Below are 13,957 nucleotides of genomic sequence, written 5' to 3'. Positions count from 1 at the left end.
CCGTAGCCAGGCGCTCGACCATCGAGCCGGCCGTGCGGACCCCGAGCGCCGAATTGGCGCAAGCGAGCGCAACATGACGAGTTTTGCCCCCGTGCAGGAAGCCGAGGATTTCCTCGCGCACAACCCCGATATCGAACTGATCGAGCTGTTCGTCCTCGACGCCAACGGCGTGCCGCGCGGCAAGCTGCTGCACCGCGAGGAGCTGCTGGCGCTGTACCGCAGCGGCCGGCCACTGCCGAGCACCATGCTCGGCCTGACCCTGCAGGGCGAGGACGTCGAGGACTCCGGCCTGGTCTGGGAGGTCGGCGACATCGACTGCCGCGCCTACCCGCTGCCCGGCAGCCTGGTGCGCCTGCCCTGGCGGCAGATCCCCACCGCCGCGGTACAGGTGTCGATGCACCCCACTGAAGGCCTGCCGGCCACCGTCGCCGATCCGCGCCAACTGCTGGTGCGGGTGATCGAGCAGCTCGAGGCCGACGGCTACCATCCGGTGATGGCCTGCGAGCTGGAGTTCTATTTGCTCGACCAGAAACCGGACGCCCAGGGCCGCCCGCAGCCGGCGCTGGACGCCGACGGCGGCCGCCCGCGGCAGACCCAGGTCTACGGCCTGCGCGAGCTGGAGCAGATCGAGCCGTTCCTCAAGGATTTGTACGCCGCCTGCAAGGCCCAGGGCATCCCGGTGCGCACGGCGATTTCCGAGTATGCCCCCGGCCAGGTGGAGATCACCCTGGAGCACGGCCCGGCGCTGGCGGCGATGGACCAGGCGGTGCGCTACAAGCGTCTGGTCAAGGGCGTGGCCCATGCCCACGGCATGCAGGCCTGCTTTATGGCCAAGCCGTTCGCCGAGATCGCCGGCACCGGCATGCATATGCACGTGAGCCTGGCCGATGGCGACGGCGCCAACCTGTTCGCCAGCGAGGACCCGGCCGGTACGCCGCTGCTGCGCCAGGCGGTCGGCGGCATGCTCTCCAGCCTGCTCGATTCGCTGCTGCTGTTCTGCCCCAACGCCAACTCCTACCGGCGCTTCCAGGCCAACAGCTACGCGCCGCTGGCGCCGACCTGGGGGGTGGACAACCGCACCGTCAGCCTGCGCGTGCCGGGCGGCCCGGCGCCGACCCGGCATGTCGAGCACCGCATCTGTGGCGCTGACGCCAACCCCTATCTGGCCGCCGCGGCGATCCTCGCTGGCATCCACCGCGGCATTCGCGAGGGGCTGGATCCGGGCGAGCCGGTGCAGGGCAACGGCTATGCCCAGGCCAAGGAGCTGCTGCCCACCGACTGGCTGACCTCGATCCAGGCGCTGGAGCACTCCGGCTGGGCGCGCGACGCCTTCGGCGCGGAGTTCCTCAAGGTCTTCCTCGCGGTCAAGCGCGCCGAGTACCGCCAGTTCATGGGCGAGGTCGGCGAGCAGGACTGGCGCTGGTACCTGAGCAACGCCTGATGGCCCCTATTTGAAAGGATCGCGGCTGAAGCCCCTCCCACATGGGACGCACGTTTAGCCGCGACGACTGATGATTCATCGGTGCGCACGGCCTAGGCGGCCCCGCACCCCCTACGGCGGCTAACCGCCCTGAAGGATATGCAATGAACGCCATCACCCAACCCGTCAAACCCGCCGCCGAGCGCGCGCCGTCCTACTACTCGGCCTCGCTCAACTTCGAGACCGACTACCCGACGCTGCAGGGCAGCGTGAGCGTCGACGTGGCCATCATCGGCGGCGGCTTCACCGGCGTCGCCACCGCCGTGGAGCTGGCCGAACGCGGCCTCAGGGTGGCCGTTATCGAGACCCACAAGATCGGCTGGGGCGCCACCGGGCGCAACGGCGGCCAGGTCACCGGCAGCCTGTCCGGCGACGAGGCCATGCGCAAGCAGATGCGCAACAGCCTGGGCGAGGAGGTGGACGACTTCATCTGGCACCTGCGCTGGCGCGGCCACCAGATCATCAAGAGCCGGGTGGAAAAGTACGGTATCGACTGCGACCTCAAGCACGGCCATCTGCACGCGGCGATGAAGCCGGTGCACATGGACGAGCTCAGGGCTTCCTATGAGGAAGCTGTGCGCCGCGGCATGGGCGAGGAGGTGACCCTGCTCGACGCCGCCGGCGTGCGCGCCCAGCTCGGCAGCGAGCTGTACTGCGGGGCGATCAGGAACAACCGCAACATGCACCTGCATCCGCTCAACCTGTGCATCGGCGAGGCCAAGGCGGCCGAGAGCCTGGGCGCGCTGATCTTCGAACATTCCGAGGTGCTGGAGATCGTCCACGGCGCGCGTCCGGCGGTGGTCACCCGCGGCGGGCGGATCGAGGCCAAGCAGGTGCTGCTGGCCGGCGACGTCTATCACAAGCTGGAGCGGCGCAAGCTCAAGGGCCTGATCTTCCCGGCCATGGGCGGCATCGTCACCACCGCGCCGCTGGGCGAGCTGGCGAAAGAGATCAACCCACAGGACCTGGCGGTGTACGACTGCCGCTTCGTGCTCGACTACTACCGCCTCACCGCCGACGGCCGCCTGCTGTTCGGCGGCGGCTGCAACTACTCCGGGCGCGATTCGCGGGATATCGCCGGCGAGCTGCGCCCGTGCATCGAGCGCACCTTCCCGCAGCTCAAGGGCGTGCAGATCGACTACCAGTGGAGCTGCGCCATGGGCATCGTGATGAACCGCATTCCGCAGCTGGGCAAGCTGTCGAGCAACGTCTGGTACTGCCAGGGCTACTCCGGCCATGGCATCGCCACCACCCACATCATGGGCGAGATCATGGCCAAGGCCATCACCGGCGACCTGGAGCAGTACGACACCTTCGCCGCCTGCAGGCACATCAAGGTGCCGCTGGGCGACCAGCTCGGCAACCCGATGCTGGCCGCCGGCATGTGGTACTACCAGATGCTGGAGAAGCTGCGCTGAGCGCATTTACCGCGCTGAAGATGCGGTGCGGCGTGCTGATGTCGGGCCGATAGGCGCCAGGGGCAGGGCGGCTATCGGCCAGTTGCGGATCCATCTGCCGGTGAATTTGCTTTAGGACACTGCTCCTGGCTTGACGCGCCGCGTTCATACCAGGTCGTCCGGTCTAAGGTCGTCCATGCGAGGGGTAAGCTAACCCGGCTTCCTGATCGGCCGGCTTCGCCAAAGGTCTACCGCTTCGAGGTATCCGCAATGGGTGTAGTTGGCGCCGGGGCGGTGAACGGCATTTTCCGCCGTGCTAGGCAATCTGGATCATCTGGCTGACAATCGGTGGCTCAACCAGTAGTTCACCAGCCAGCGCGCTGAACTGCAGATAATGCGCCTGCAGTACATGGTCATTCAGTGCTGCTTGATCCCGCCAGATCTCGTAGATCATGAAATCCTTCGGCGCTTCGACAGACCGGTGCAGGGTGTACTGAAGGCAACCAGTACGGGCTTTCATCGAGCATTTTAAAGCGTGGGCTGCTGCTCACCCCATAGATTGCGGATTCCACGGCCATCCGCCAGCTATTCCATGAACATCGGCCACTGATTCCACGGTGATCCAGCCCTCGTTTCACGCTCATCCGACCACCCTTAAGGCAGCAACGCAGGATTAATTCACTACAGCGAATTCAAACATCCTGACGAACCGATACTGGAAGTGCGTGCTTGAGGAGAGCGGATCGTTGCTGCTGATTGCCGCTTCAATGCTTGCCGCAGTACGTTGGAGTGCCGGCGTTAACCGGAATTGCAGCCCCTTGCCATCCACGAACCGTAGGACAAGAACGCATGCCAAACCCCTCCTACGGTGAATCTTCGTGTACCGCTGCAGCCAGTGGCCTTGTGGAAGTGCGCGGGGCGCGCGCGAACAACCTCAAGGATGTGGACGTCGCCATCCCGCGCAATGCACTGGTGGTGTTTTCAGGCGTCTCTGGCTCCGGCAAATCCTCGCTCGCATTCGGCACCATCTATGCCGAGGCGCAGCGGCGCTACTTCGAGTCGGTTGCGCCCTATGCGCGGCGTCTGATCGATCAGGCCGGCGTACCGGACGTCGATGCAATCGATGGTCTGCCGCCGGCGGTTGCATTGCAGCAGCAGCGTGGTGCCAGCAATGCACGCTCTTCCGTGGGTAGCGTGACCACGCTCTCCAGCCTTGTGCGGATGATGTATTCGCGTGCCGGTGCCTATCCAGCCAATCAGCCGATGCTGTATGCCGAGGATTTTTCACCCAACACGCCACAGGGCGCATGCCCGGCCTGCCATGGCTTGGGCCATGTGTACGAGGTGACGGAGGCCACCATGGTGCCGGACCCGTCGCTCAGCATCCGTGAGCGCGCGATCGCCGCTTGGCCGCCTGCCTGGCATGGGCAGAACCTGCGCGACATCCTGGTCACCCTGGGTTATGACGTTGACCGACCGTGGAAGGATCTGCCGAAGAAGGACCGAGAGTGGATTCTGTTCACCGACGAAACACCGACGGTGCCGGTGTACGCTGGCTTCACGCCTGCTGAAACCCGTGCGGCGCTCAAGCGGAAAATGGAACCCAGTTACATGGGGACCTTTACAGGCGCCCGACGTTATGTACTGCACACCTTCGCCAACACACAAAGTGCGCTGATGAGAAAGCGGGTGTCGCGCTACATGGAAGGACGGTCGTGCCCGTCTTGCCATGGCAAGCGACTCAAGTCCGAAGCGCTGTCGGTGACTTTTGCCGGGGTGGATATCGGTGAGTTCATGCAAATGCCCCTCGACCGGTTGGCGGCCTTGCTTGAGCCGATCTCTGCGGGCGATTTCCGCGCCCATACGGCAGGTGCAGAGACTGACAGGGACACGACGAGGCGCGACCGGGGCGAACGTGCTGCAGCGGGCCGCGCGGTCCACGCGATATCGCCTGATGTGCGCCGCACCTCCGCGTTTTCGGAAGAGAAGCGCATCGCCGCCCAGCGACTGGCCGGCGGTGTGATGGCACGCCTGCGCCAATTGCGCGGACTGGGCCTGGGGTATCTAACGCTGGATCGTGCTACGCCCACACTATCAGCCGGCGAACTGCAACGCTTGCGTCTAGCCACGCAACTGAGTTCCATGCTGTTCGGCGTGGTTTATGTGCTCGACGAACCCTCGGCGGGCCTGCATCCCGCGGACAGTCGGGCACTCTACGACTCCCTCGACAAGCTGCGGGATGCTGGCAATTCGGTGTTCGTGGTGGAACACGACCTGGACTTGATGCGCCGCGCGCAATGGCTGGTGGACGTGGGGCCGGATGCCGGCGAGCGCGGCGGTCGCGTGCTCTACAGTGGTGTGCCGGAAGGCCTGCGCGAGATTGCTGAGTCACGCACCGCGCGTTACCTGTTCGATGAGGTCCCCGCTCCGGGGAGCCGTGGCCGCGAACCGGACGGATGGCTGGAGCTACGGGGCATCCGTCGTCACAACCTGCATGGTGTGGATGCACGCATCCCGCTAGGCGTGCTGACGGCAGTTACCGGTATCTCCGGTTCGGGTAAATCGAGCCTTGTTGCCCAGGCCCTGCCGGAGTTGTTGCTCCTGCACCTGGGGCACGAACCCGAGGACGATGCGACAGGCAGCGCTAGCAGCGAAGGGCCGGCGGTGATCGAAGTTACCGGTGGTCATCTGGCGGGCGATGTGGATGTTGTGCAGCGCCTGGTTCAGGTGGATCAGAAGCCGATTGGTCGCACGCCACGCTCTAATCTGGCCACCTACACGGGCCTGTTCGACCACGTGCGCAAGTTGTTCGCCGCCACGCCCGATGCGCGCCGCCACCGCTATGACGCGGGGCGATTCTCTTTCAATGTGCCCAAGGGGCGCTGCGAAACCTGCGAGGGTGAAGGCTTCGTCAGCGTTGAGTTGCTGTTCATGCCCAGTGTCTACGCGCCGTGTCCGACATGCCATGGGGCCCGCTACAACGACGCCACGCTCACAGTGCAGTGGAACGGGCGAAACATCGCTGAAGTGCTGCAGATGACGGTGGAGGAGGCCCACGACTTCTTCGCAGGCGAAGATGCGGTGGCGCGACCACTCCAATTACTGCGCGAGATAGGGTTGGGCTACCTGCGCCTGGGGCAGCCTGCTACCGAGCTGTCGGGCGGCGAAGCGCAGCGCATCAAGCTCGCCACGGAGTTGCAGCGCAGCCAAAGGGGCCGCAGCCTTTACGTGCTTGATGAGCCGACCACTGGGCTGCATGCATCGGACGCTGACCGTTTACTGGTGCAGCTACAGCGCCTGGTCGATGCCGGCAATACCGTGGTGATGATCGAGCACGACATGCGCGCTGTGGCGCAAGCCGATTGGGTGCTCGACGTGGGGCCGGGGGCAGGTGATGCCGGCGGCCGCATCGTGGCGGACGGTACTCCTCAACAGGTGGCTCGGGCGCCAGGCAGCCGGACTGCTCCATTTCTTGCCGAAGCACTCATACGAGCTGAGTAGAGCCTATATGGCGTCAATTCTGCACGCCCCGGTCGAGCCCCTTCTGTGCACTCCGGCATTTATCGGGCGTTACCGGCCGCCTCCCCAAACGCTTTAATGGCCGATAGAACACCTTCACACTGAAGCATCCAGGGGCGACTGCGCTCATGCAGTCGCTCCTTGCACCTCTCCAAGCCATCACACTCCCGGCGGGCCTTCGCTGCCCTCCCATGTCCACCACTCCAGCCGCCAATGTCCGGATTTCTGGACATGTCTGGCGGGCTCTTCGCGCAACTGTCCAGATTTCAAGACTTGGCCGCCGTGCTGGCGGTGTGAATGCGCTCTAACTCTTTGTTTTGTAAGGGTGCATGAAGCTGGCATAGAGATCGCATTGCCACACAGGCTACTGGCAGGCGCTGCCGCGGCGCGGAGCGTTCCATGCACGCGCGAGCGACCTGACCGTTGTTCGAAAACAATTACAACAAGAAGGAACTCCAGCATGTCCGTCACACATTCGTTTTCCCGCCTGACCCTGGGTATCTCTGCCGCCGCGCTGCTCGCCGGCAGTCTGCTGGCCGGCCCGGCGCTGGCCAGCGAGAAGATCCGCTGGCAGGTGCCCCTGGCCTTCCCCTCCCACCTGGTGGGCCTGACCACCCCGGTCAAGCACCTCTCCGAATCGCTCAAGGCCATCTCCGGCGGCGACATCCAGCTGCGCTACTACGAGCCGGGCGAGCTGGTGCCGCCGTTCGAGATCATGAATGCGGTGAGCAGCGGCAAGTACCCGGCCGGCTACACCTGGATCGGCTACGACCAGGGCAGCATCCCGGCGCTGCCGCTGTATTCCGGCGCGCCCTTCAACATGGAGCCGCCGGCCTACCTGGCCTGGTATTACCAGGGCGACGGCAAGCAGCTGTTGGAGGAGATCTACGCGCCGCACAAGATCCACCCGATGCTGTGCAGCATCATCGGCCCGGAAGGCGCCGGCTGGTTCGCCAAGCCGATCGAGCAGCTGCAGGACTTCGACGGCCTGCGCATCCGCTTCGCCGGCATCGGCGGCAAGGTGCTGGAGAAGCTCGGCGCCTCGGTGACCATGATCCCCGGCGGCGAGATCTACCAGGCGCTGGAGCGCAAGACCATCGACGCCACCGAGTTCTCCCAGCCGGCGATCGACAAGATGCTCGGCCTCGACCAGATCATCAAGAACTACATCATGCCGGGCTGGCACCAGACCCTGACCACCTCGCACCTGCTGGTCAACCAGGAGGTGTGGGACAAGTTGGAGCCGCAGAGCCGCGCGCTGATCGAGATGGGCTGCGAGTCGGCCACCCTCAAGGGCTTCGCCGAAAGCGAGTGGGCGCAGCCGACCGCCCTGGCCGCTTACCAGCAGGAGGGGGTCAAGCCGCAGGTGCTGCCCGAGCCGGTGCTGCGCGAACTGCAGCGCGTGAGCAACGAGGTGCTCGACGAGATGGCCGCCCAGGACCCGATGTTCAAGCGCGTGCTGAGCAGCCAGCGCGCGTTCATGGCGCAGCACGCCACCTGGCACGGCATGGGCTACCTGCCGCGGGACTACTACCAGCACGACTGATCGCGCCCAGTGACCCTGCACGGGCCCGGCCACGCCGCGGCCCGTCGCGTCTTCCTGTCCGAGGTTTTCCCGATGCAGCAACCTGCTTCCGCTGCGGCGCCTGGCGCCGAGCTACCCCATAACCGCCTGTCCAGGTTTCTGGACCGTCTCGTCGCCGCCATCGGCAAGGCCAGCGCCTGGCTGTGGCTGGCCGTGCTGCTGGTGGTGCTGTGCAACGTGTTCAGCCGCTTCATCCTGGCGCGCGGCTCGATCGCCCTGGAGGAGCTGTCCTGGCATCTGTTCGGCGCCGCCATGATGCTGTCGCTGGGCTACGCCGTGGTGCGCGACGACCATGTGCGCGTCGATGTGCTGCGCGAGAAATTCCCGCTGCGCGCCCAGGCCTGGATCGAGCTGCTGGGCATCGTCCTGCTGGCGCTGCCGGTGATCGGCCTGATGATCGACAGCCTGCTCGCCTATGCCCACACCGCCTTCGTCTACCTGGAGCATTCGCAGGCGCCGAGCGGGCTGCCCTATCGCTTTGTGTTCAAGAGCGTGCTGCCGCTGGGGCTGATCCTGGTGGCCATCGCCCTGATCGCCCGCGCCTCGCGCTGCAGCACCCTGCTGCTGCATTTCCCCCGGGCCGTCGACGCGCCCGCCGAGCCATCCAACGGCGCTCACCCGCACCCCTGATCACGAGGCTGAAATGATGGGTCTGGAACAAATTCTGGTTATCGCCATGTTCGCCGCCTTCATGGGGTTGCTGCTGCTCGGCTTTCCCGTGGCCTGGTCGCTGGCCGGCGTCGGCCTGATCTTCGCGGTCGTCGGCCATGTGCTGGTGAACCATTTCGACGCCGAACTCTGGTTCACCTGGAGCGGCACCATCGGCGTGCTGGACGCGCGCATCTACGGCATAGTCGCCAACGAGCTGATGGTGGCGCTGCCGCTGTTCATCTTCATGGGCATCATGCTCGACCGCTCCGGCATCGCCGAGCGCCTGATGCACAGCCTGGTGCGCGTGCTCGGCCCGCTGCGCGGCGGCTACGCCATCACCGTGGTCATAGTCGGCGTGCTGCTGGCCGCCTCCACCGGCATAGTCGGCGCCTCGGTGGTGCTGCTCGGCCTGCTCTCGCTCGGGCCGATGTTGCAGGCCAACTACAACAAGAGCCTGGCGGTGGGCACCGCCTGCTCGGTGGGCACCCTGGGCATCCTGGTACCGCCGAGCATCATGCTGGTGCTGATGGCCGACCGCCTCGGCACGCCGGCGGCCTCGGTCGGCAAGCTGTTCATGGGCGCGCTGATTCCCGGGCTGATGCTCGGCGTGCTCTACGTGCTGTACATCCTGATCGCCGCCTGGCTGAACAAGGACTTCGCCCCGGCGCCCAAGGACCGCCAGCCACTGGACGCTTGCGCGCTGCTCGACGTGCTGCTGGCCGTGGTGCCGCCGCTGGGGTTGATCCTCGCGGTGCTCGGCTCGATCTTCTTCGGCATCGCCACCACCACCGAGGCCTCGGCGGTGGGCGCCGCCGGCGCGGTGCTGATGGCCTGGTTCAGCCGGCGCCTGGACCTGGGCGTGATCAAGGAGGCGCTGTACCAGACCAGTCGCACCACGGCGTTCATCTTCGGCATCTTTATCGGCGCCACGGTGTTCGCCGCGGTGCTGCGCGGCCTCGGCGGCGACGACGTGGTGCGCGCGGCGCTGACCAGCCTGCCGTTCGGTCAGACCGGCGTGCTGCTCACGGTGCTGCTGATCACCTTCCTGCTGGGCTTCTTCCTCGACTGGGTGGAGATCACCCTGATCGTCCTGCCGCTGGTGGCGCCGGTGCTGTTCGCCATGGGCGTGGACCCGCTGTGGTTCGCCATCCTCTTCGCCCTGTGCCTGCAGACCTCCTTCCTCACCCCGCCGGTGGGCTTCGCCCTGTTCTACATCAAGGGCGTGTGCCCGCCGGGGATCACCACCCGGCACATCTACCTCGGCGTGCTGCCCTTCATCCTCCTGCAACTGCTCGGCCTGGCCCTGGTGTTCCATTTCGAGGCGCTGGCCACCTGGTTGCCCAACGAGGTGTATGGCGGGCCATGACCGCCATCGCCGCATGCGCGATGCCCTGCCCGGGTGGCAGGGCTTGCGTCATTTCCCGGATCAACCGATGGAGGCGCAACTGCCATGGCCATTTCCCGTGACGACCTCGACCAGCACGGCCTGATCATCGGCGTGTCGCCCGAGCGCTTTCGCGCCGTGGCCATGCCGCTGCTGTTCGACCACCTCGATGCCCAGTGCGAAGGCACCATCGCGGTCAACCGCCAGGCGCGCATCGTCTGGATCAACGACAAGTACGCGCAGAAGGTCGGCATCAGCGACCCGCGCAGCGCGCTGGGCAAGGAGGTCGAAGAGGTGCTGCCGGCCAGCCGCCTGCGCGAGGTGGTGGAAAGCGGCCAGCCGAGCATGCTCGACCTGATGGCCTTCGGCGACGAGCACTTCGTGGTCACCCGCATCCCCCTGCGCGACGCGGACGGCACCCTGGTCGGCGCCCTCGGCTTCGTGCTGTTCGACCGCGCCCGCCATCTCAAGCCGCTGATGGCCAAGTACAACCAGCTGCAAAGCCAGCTGCTCGCCACCCAGCACGAGCTGGCCAAGGCGCGTCGCGCGCGCTACACCATCGCCGGTTTTATCGGCGCCAGCGCGGCGGCCAGCGAGGTCAAGCGCCAGGCGCGCCGCGCCGCGCAGCTGGACGCCACGGTGCTGCTGCGTGGCGAGACCGGCACCGGCAAGGAGCTGCTGGCCCAGGGCATCCACAACCTGTCGCCGCGGGCCAACGGCCCCTTCGTCGCGGTCAACGTCGCGGCGATCCCGGAAACCCTGGTCGAGGCCGAGCTGTTCGGCACCGCGCCGGGCGCCTTCACCGGCGCCGAGCGCAAGGCGAGGATCGGCAAGTTCGAGGTGGCCAACGGCGGCACGCTGTTTCTCGACGAGATCGGCGACCTGCCGCTGCCGCTGCAGGCCAAGCTGCTGCGGGTGCTGCAGGAGCAGGAGGTGGAGCCGCTCGGCTCCAACCAGGTCAAGCCGCTCAACGTGCGGGTGATCGCCGCCACCCATATCGACCTGGAGGCCAAGGTGGCCGCCGGGCAGTTTCGCGGCGATCTGTACTACCGCCTCAACGTGCTGGCCCTGCAGGTACCGCCCTTGCGCGAGCGGCGCGAGGACATCCCGGCGCTGGTGGAATACCTGCTCGACGATATCGCCAACCGCTCCGCCCAGGCGCCCATGGAGCTGAGCCACAAGGCGCTGGCCCTGCTCGCCCGCCAGCCCTGGAAGGGCAACGTGCGCGAACTGCGCAACCTGCTCGAGCGCGCCCAGCTGGATGTCGACGGCCCGCTGCTGGATGTGGCCCAGTTGCAGCCGCTGCTGGCCGCGCCCGGCAGCGCCGGAGCGCTGGAACCTCCGGCCAGCCCCGCCTCGCCCGGCGCCGACGAGCCGGTGCAGCCGCTGGCGCAGACCATCGCCCAGGCCGAACGCCGCGCCCTGCAGAGCATGCTGCTCGCCTGCCAGGGCAACCGCCGCCGCGCCGCCCTGCAGCTGGGCATCTCCCGCGCCAGCCTGTACAGCAAGCTGCAGCAGCACGGCCTGAGTCAGCGCTGAGTGACATCGGTGCGTCCGGCGTCCAGTCGGCTGGACAGCGAGTGCCGCCGCCAGCCGACATGTCCAGCGCGGCAGACGCTTTGCAGTCCCGCGCTCACCCCTCTGCATTCTCGGCGAAAGGCTCTGGCCCGCGGCATTGCGCCGATGGGCCGCGTGCCGGCAGGGGCTGGCACGCTTCTCGCTCTGCCTCCTGCGCCGCGCAACGCGGCCCATAACAACAAGAGGAAATACCATGCGACTGCACCACAGCTCCCTCTGCCAGCTGCTCTGCGGCGGCGCCGTACTGATCGCCGCCGGCCCCGCCAGCGCGGCCTTCGTCGACGACAGCAAGGCGGTGCTCGATGCCCGCAATTTCTACTTCAACCGCGACTTCCGGCAGAGCGGCGCGACCCAGGCCAAGGCCGAGGAATGGGCCCAGGGCTTCATGCTGCGCTTCGAGTCCGGCTACACCGAGGGCCCAGTCGGTTTCGGCATCGACGCCATCGGCCTGCTCGGCCTCAAGCTCGATTCCAGCCCGGACCGGGTCGGCACCGGCATCCTCAAGAGCGACCGCGAGGCGCCCAAGCGCGCCCAGGACGAATACGGCGAGGCCGGCCTGACCGCCAAGCTGCGCGCCTCCAACAGCACCCTCAAGCTCGGCACCCTGCAACCTGTGCTGCCGGCGCTGATGCGCAACGACAGTCGCCTGCTGCCGCAGACCTTTCGCGGCGCCTGGCTGAACAGCAACGAGATCGAGGGCCTGAGCCTGGACCTCGGCCGCCTCGACCGGGTCAACCAGCGCGATTCCTCGGATAACGAGGAGATGACCGTGTTCAACGGCGGCAAGCGCAATATCGTGCTGGGCAGCGCCAAGAGCAGCGACGAGTTCCTCTTCGCCGGTGGCCGCTACCAGTGGGCCCCGGAATTGGCCACCAGCTACTACTACGGCGGCCTCGACGGCATCTACACACAGCACCTGGTCAACCTGGTGCACCAGCTGCCGCTGGGCGAGGGGCAGAGCTTCAAGTCGGACATCCGCTTCGCCCGCTCCAGCGACGACGGCGGCAGCAATGTCGACAACGACGCCTTCGGCGCGCTGTTCACCTACCGCCTCGGCGCCCAGAGCTTCACCGCCGGCTACCAGCACCTGTCCGGCGACACCGGTTTCGCCTACATCGCCGGGGCCGACAACGCGCTGATCAACCTGGTGCAGATCAACGACTTCGGCAACCAGGACGAGCGCTCCTGGCAGCTGCGCTACGACTTCGACTTCGCCGCGCTCGGCGTGCCGGGGCTGACCTTCATGACCCGCTACCTGTCCGGCGACAACGTCGACCGCGGCGCTGGCTTAAGCGAAGGCAAGACCTGGGAACGCAACACCGACCTGGCCTACGTGGTGCAGAGCGGCCCGCTAAAGAACCTCGGCCTGCGCCTGCGCAACGCCACCACCCGCAGCAACATCGGTGCGGATCTGGACGAGAACCGCTTCATCGTCAGCTACAGCCTGCCGCTCTGGTAAGGCCGCGCCCACGCATTGCGCTTACTCCTCGTGAAAGCCTTGCCGGGCCAGCGTGGCCCGGCCTTTTTTCCGGCAAGCGAGAGCGGTGCGCCCCAGCCGCTGCACCTTCATCTCAAACGACAAGGAACCCCAAGATGCTCAGTGGAAAGACCGCCCTGATCACCGGCTCGACCAGCGGCATCGGCCTCGGCATCGCCGAGGTGCTGGCGCGCAACGGCGCCAACGTCATTCTCAACGGCTTCGGCGACTGGCAGGCCGCCGCCGAGCAGCTGGCCCGCCACGACGGGCGCATCGGCTACCACGCCGCCGACCTCGCCGACCCGGCGCAGATCGAGGCGCTGTTCGACTACGCCCGCCGCGAGTTCGGCCGGGTCGATATCCTGGTCAACAACGCCGGCATCCAGCACGTCGCGCCGCTGCAGGACTTCCCGGCCGAGCGCTGGGACGCGATCCTCGCGCTCAACCTCAGCGCGGTATTTCATTGCACGCGCCTGGCCCTGCCCGACATGCGCGCGCAGGACTGGGGGCGCATCGTCAACATCGCCTCGGTGCACGGCAGCGTCGGCTCCCTCGGCAAGGCGGCCTACGTCGCGGCCAAGCACGGCGTGCTCGGCCTGACCAAGGTGGTGGCGCTGGAAACCGCCCTGAGCGGCGTCACCTGCAATGCCATCTGCCCCGGCTGGGTGCTCACCCCGCTGGTGCAGCGGCAGATCGACGCGCGCATCGCCGCCGGCGAGTCACCCGAGCAGGCACGCACGGCGCTGCTGGCGGAGAAGCAGCCGTCGCAGGCCTTCGTCACCCCGCAGCAGCTGGGCGAGCTGGCGCTGTTCCTCTGCAGCCCGGCGGCGCAGCAGGTGCGTGGCGCGGCCTGGAACATCGACGGCGGCTGGCTGGCGCAGTGAGA

Annotated in this window: 10 protein-coding genes; 9 read left to right on the top strand and 1 reads right to left on the bottom strand. The window is 66.8% G+C overall.

The annotated features are described in order from the left end of the window. Positions 1-73: 73 nt before the first annotated feature. Positions 74-1,441 (top strand): glutamine synthetase family protein, encoded by a 1,368-nt coding sequence (locus AC1G9C_RS23870; RefSeq protein ID WP_480408995.1) that lies wholly within the window; start codon positions 74-76, stop codon positions 1,439-1,441. A gap of 143 nt (positions 1,442-1,584) precedes the next feature. Then, positions 1,585-2,898, top strand: a complete 1,314-nt coding sequence (locus AC1G9C_RS23865) for an NAD(P)/FAD-dependent oxidoreductase (RefSeq protein WP_480408994.1) — start codon at positions 1,585-1,587, stop codon at positions 2,896-2,898. Between the two features lie 295 nt (positions 2,899-3,193). Here the strand turns inward: AC1G9C_RS23865 and AC1G9C_RS23860 are convergent, their stop codons facing one another. Next, the gene (locus AC1G9C_RS23860) at positions 3,194-3,397 is read right to left on the bottom strand and encodes a putative quinol monooxygenase (protein ID WP_082457776.1); all 204 of its coding nucleotides are present in this window, start codon (positions 3,395-3,397) and stop codon (positions 3,194-3,196) included. A 329-nt stretch (positions 3,398-3,726) separates the two neighbouring features. Between AC1G9C_RS23860 and AC1G9C_RS23855 the strand changes: the two genes are divergently transcribed. The 7 genes from AC1G9C_RS23855 to AC1G9C_RS23825 all read left to right on the top strand — a co-directional run bounded on the left by AC1G9C_RS23855 (position 3,727) and on the right by AC1G9C_RS23825 (position 13,955). Further along, positions 3,727-6,378, top strand: a complete 2,652-nt coding sequence (locus tag AC1G9C_RS23855) for an excinuclease ABC subunit UvrA (RefSeq protein ID WP_480408993.1) — start codon at positions 3,727-3,729, stop codon at positions 6,376-6,378. A gap of 478 nt (positions 6,379-6,856) precedes the next feature. Continuing rightward, positions 6,857-7,942, top strand: coding sequence for a TRAP transporter substrate-binding protein (locus AC1G9C_RS23850; protein WP_021442119.1), 1,086 nt, complete (start codon positions 6,857-6,859; stop codon positions 7,940-7,942). 72 nt (positions 7,943-8,014) lie between these two features. After that, positions 8,015-8,611, top strand: coding sequence for a TRAP transporter small permease subunit (locus AC1G9C_RS23845; RefSeq protein ID WP_031302637.1), 597 nt, complete (start codon positions 8,015-8,017; stop codon positions 8,609-8,611). A 16-nt stretch (positions 8,612-8,627) separates the two neighbouring features. Then, positions 8,628-9,998 (top strand): TRAP transporter large permease, encoded by a 1,371-nt coding sequence (locus tag AC1G9C_RS23840; RefSeq protein ID WP_480410438.1) that lies wholly within the window; start codon positions 8,628-8,630, stop codon positions 9,996-9,998. A gap of 84 nt (positions 9,999-10,082) precedes the next feature. After that, positions 10,083-11,555 (top strand): sigma-54 interaction domain-containing protein, encoded by a 1,473-nt coding sequence (locus tag AC1G9C_RS23835; protein WP_457788576.1) that lies wholly within the window; start codon positions 10,083-10,085, stop codon positions 11,553-11,555. 232 nt (positions 11,556-11,787) lie between these two features. After that, complete coding sequence (locus AC1G9C_RS23830) at positions 11,788-13,053, top strand: OprD family porin (protein WP_480408992.1); 1,266 nt, start codon at positions 11,788-11,790, stop codon at positions 13,051-13,053. Positions 13,054-13,187: 134 nt separating this feature from the next. Continuing rightward, the gene (locus tag AC1G9C_RS23825; RefSeq protein WP_397498712.1) at positions 13,188-13,955 is read left to right on the top strand and encodes a 3-hydroxybutyrate dehydrogenase; all 768 of its coding nucleotides are present in this window, start codon (positions 13,188-13,190) and stop codon (positions 13,953-13,955) included. Positions 13,956-13,957 lie beyond the last annotated feature (2 nt).

The sequence above is a fragment of the Pseudomonas sp. ABa2 genome (assembly GCF_056676075.1).
The sequence above is the reverse complement of the archived record's forward strand: the minus strand, read 5'-3'. Positions and strand labels throughout refer to the sequence as shown.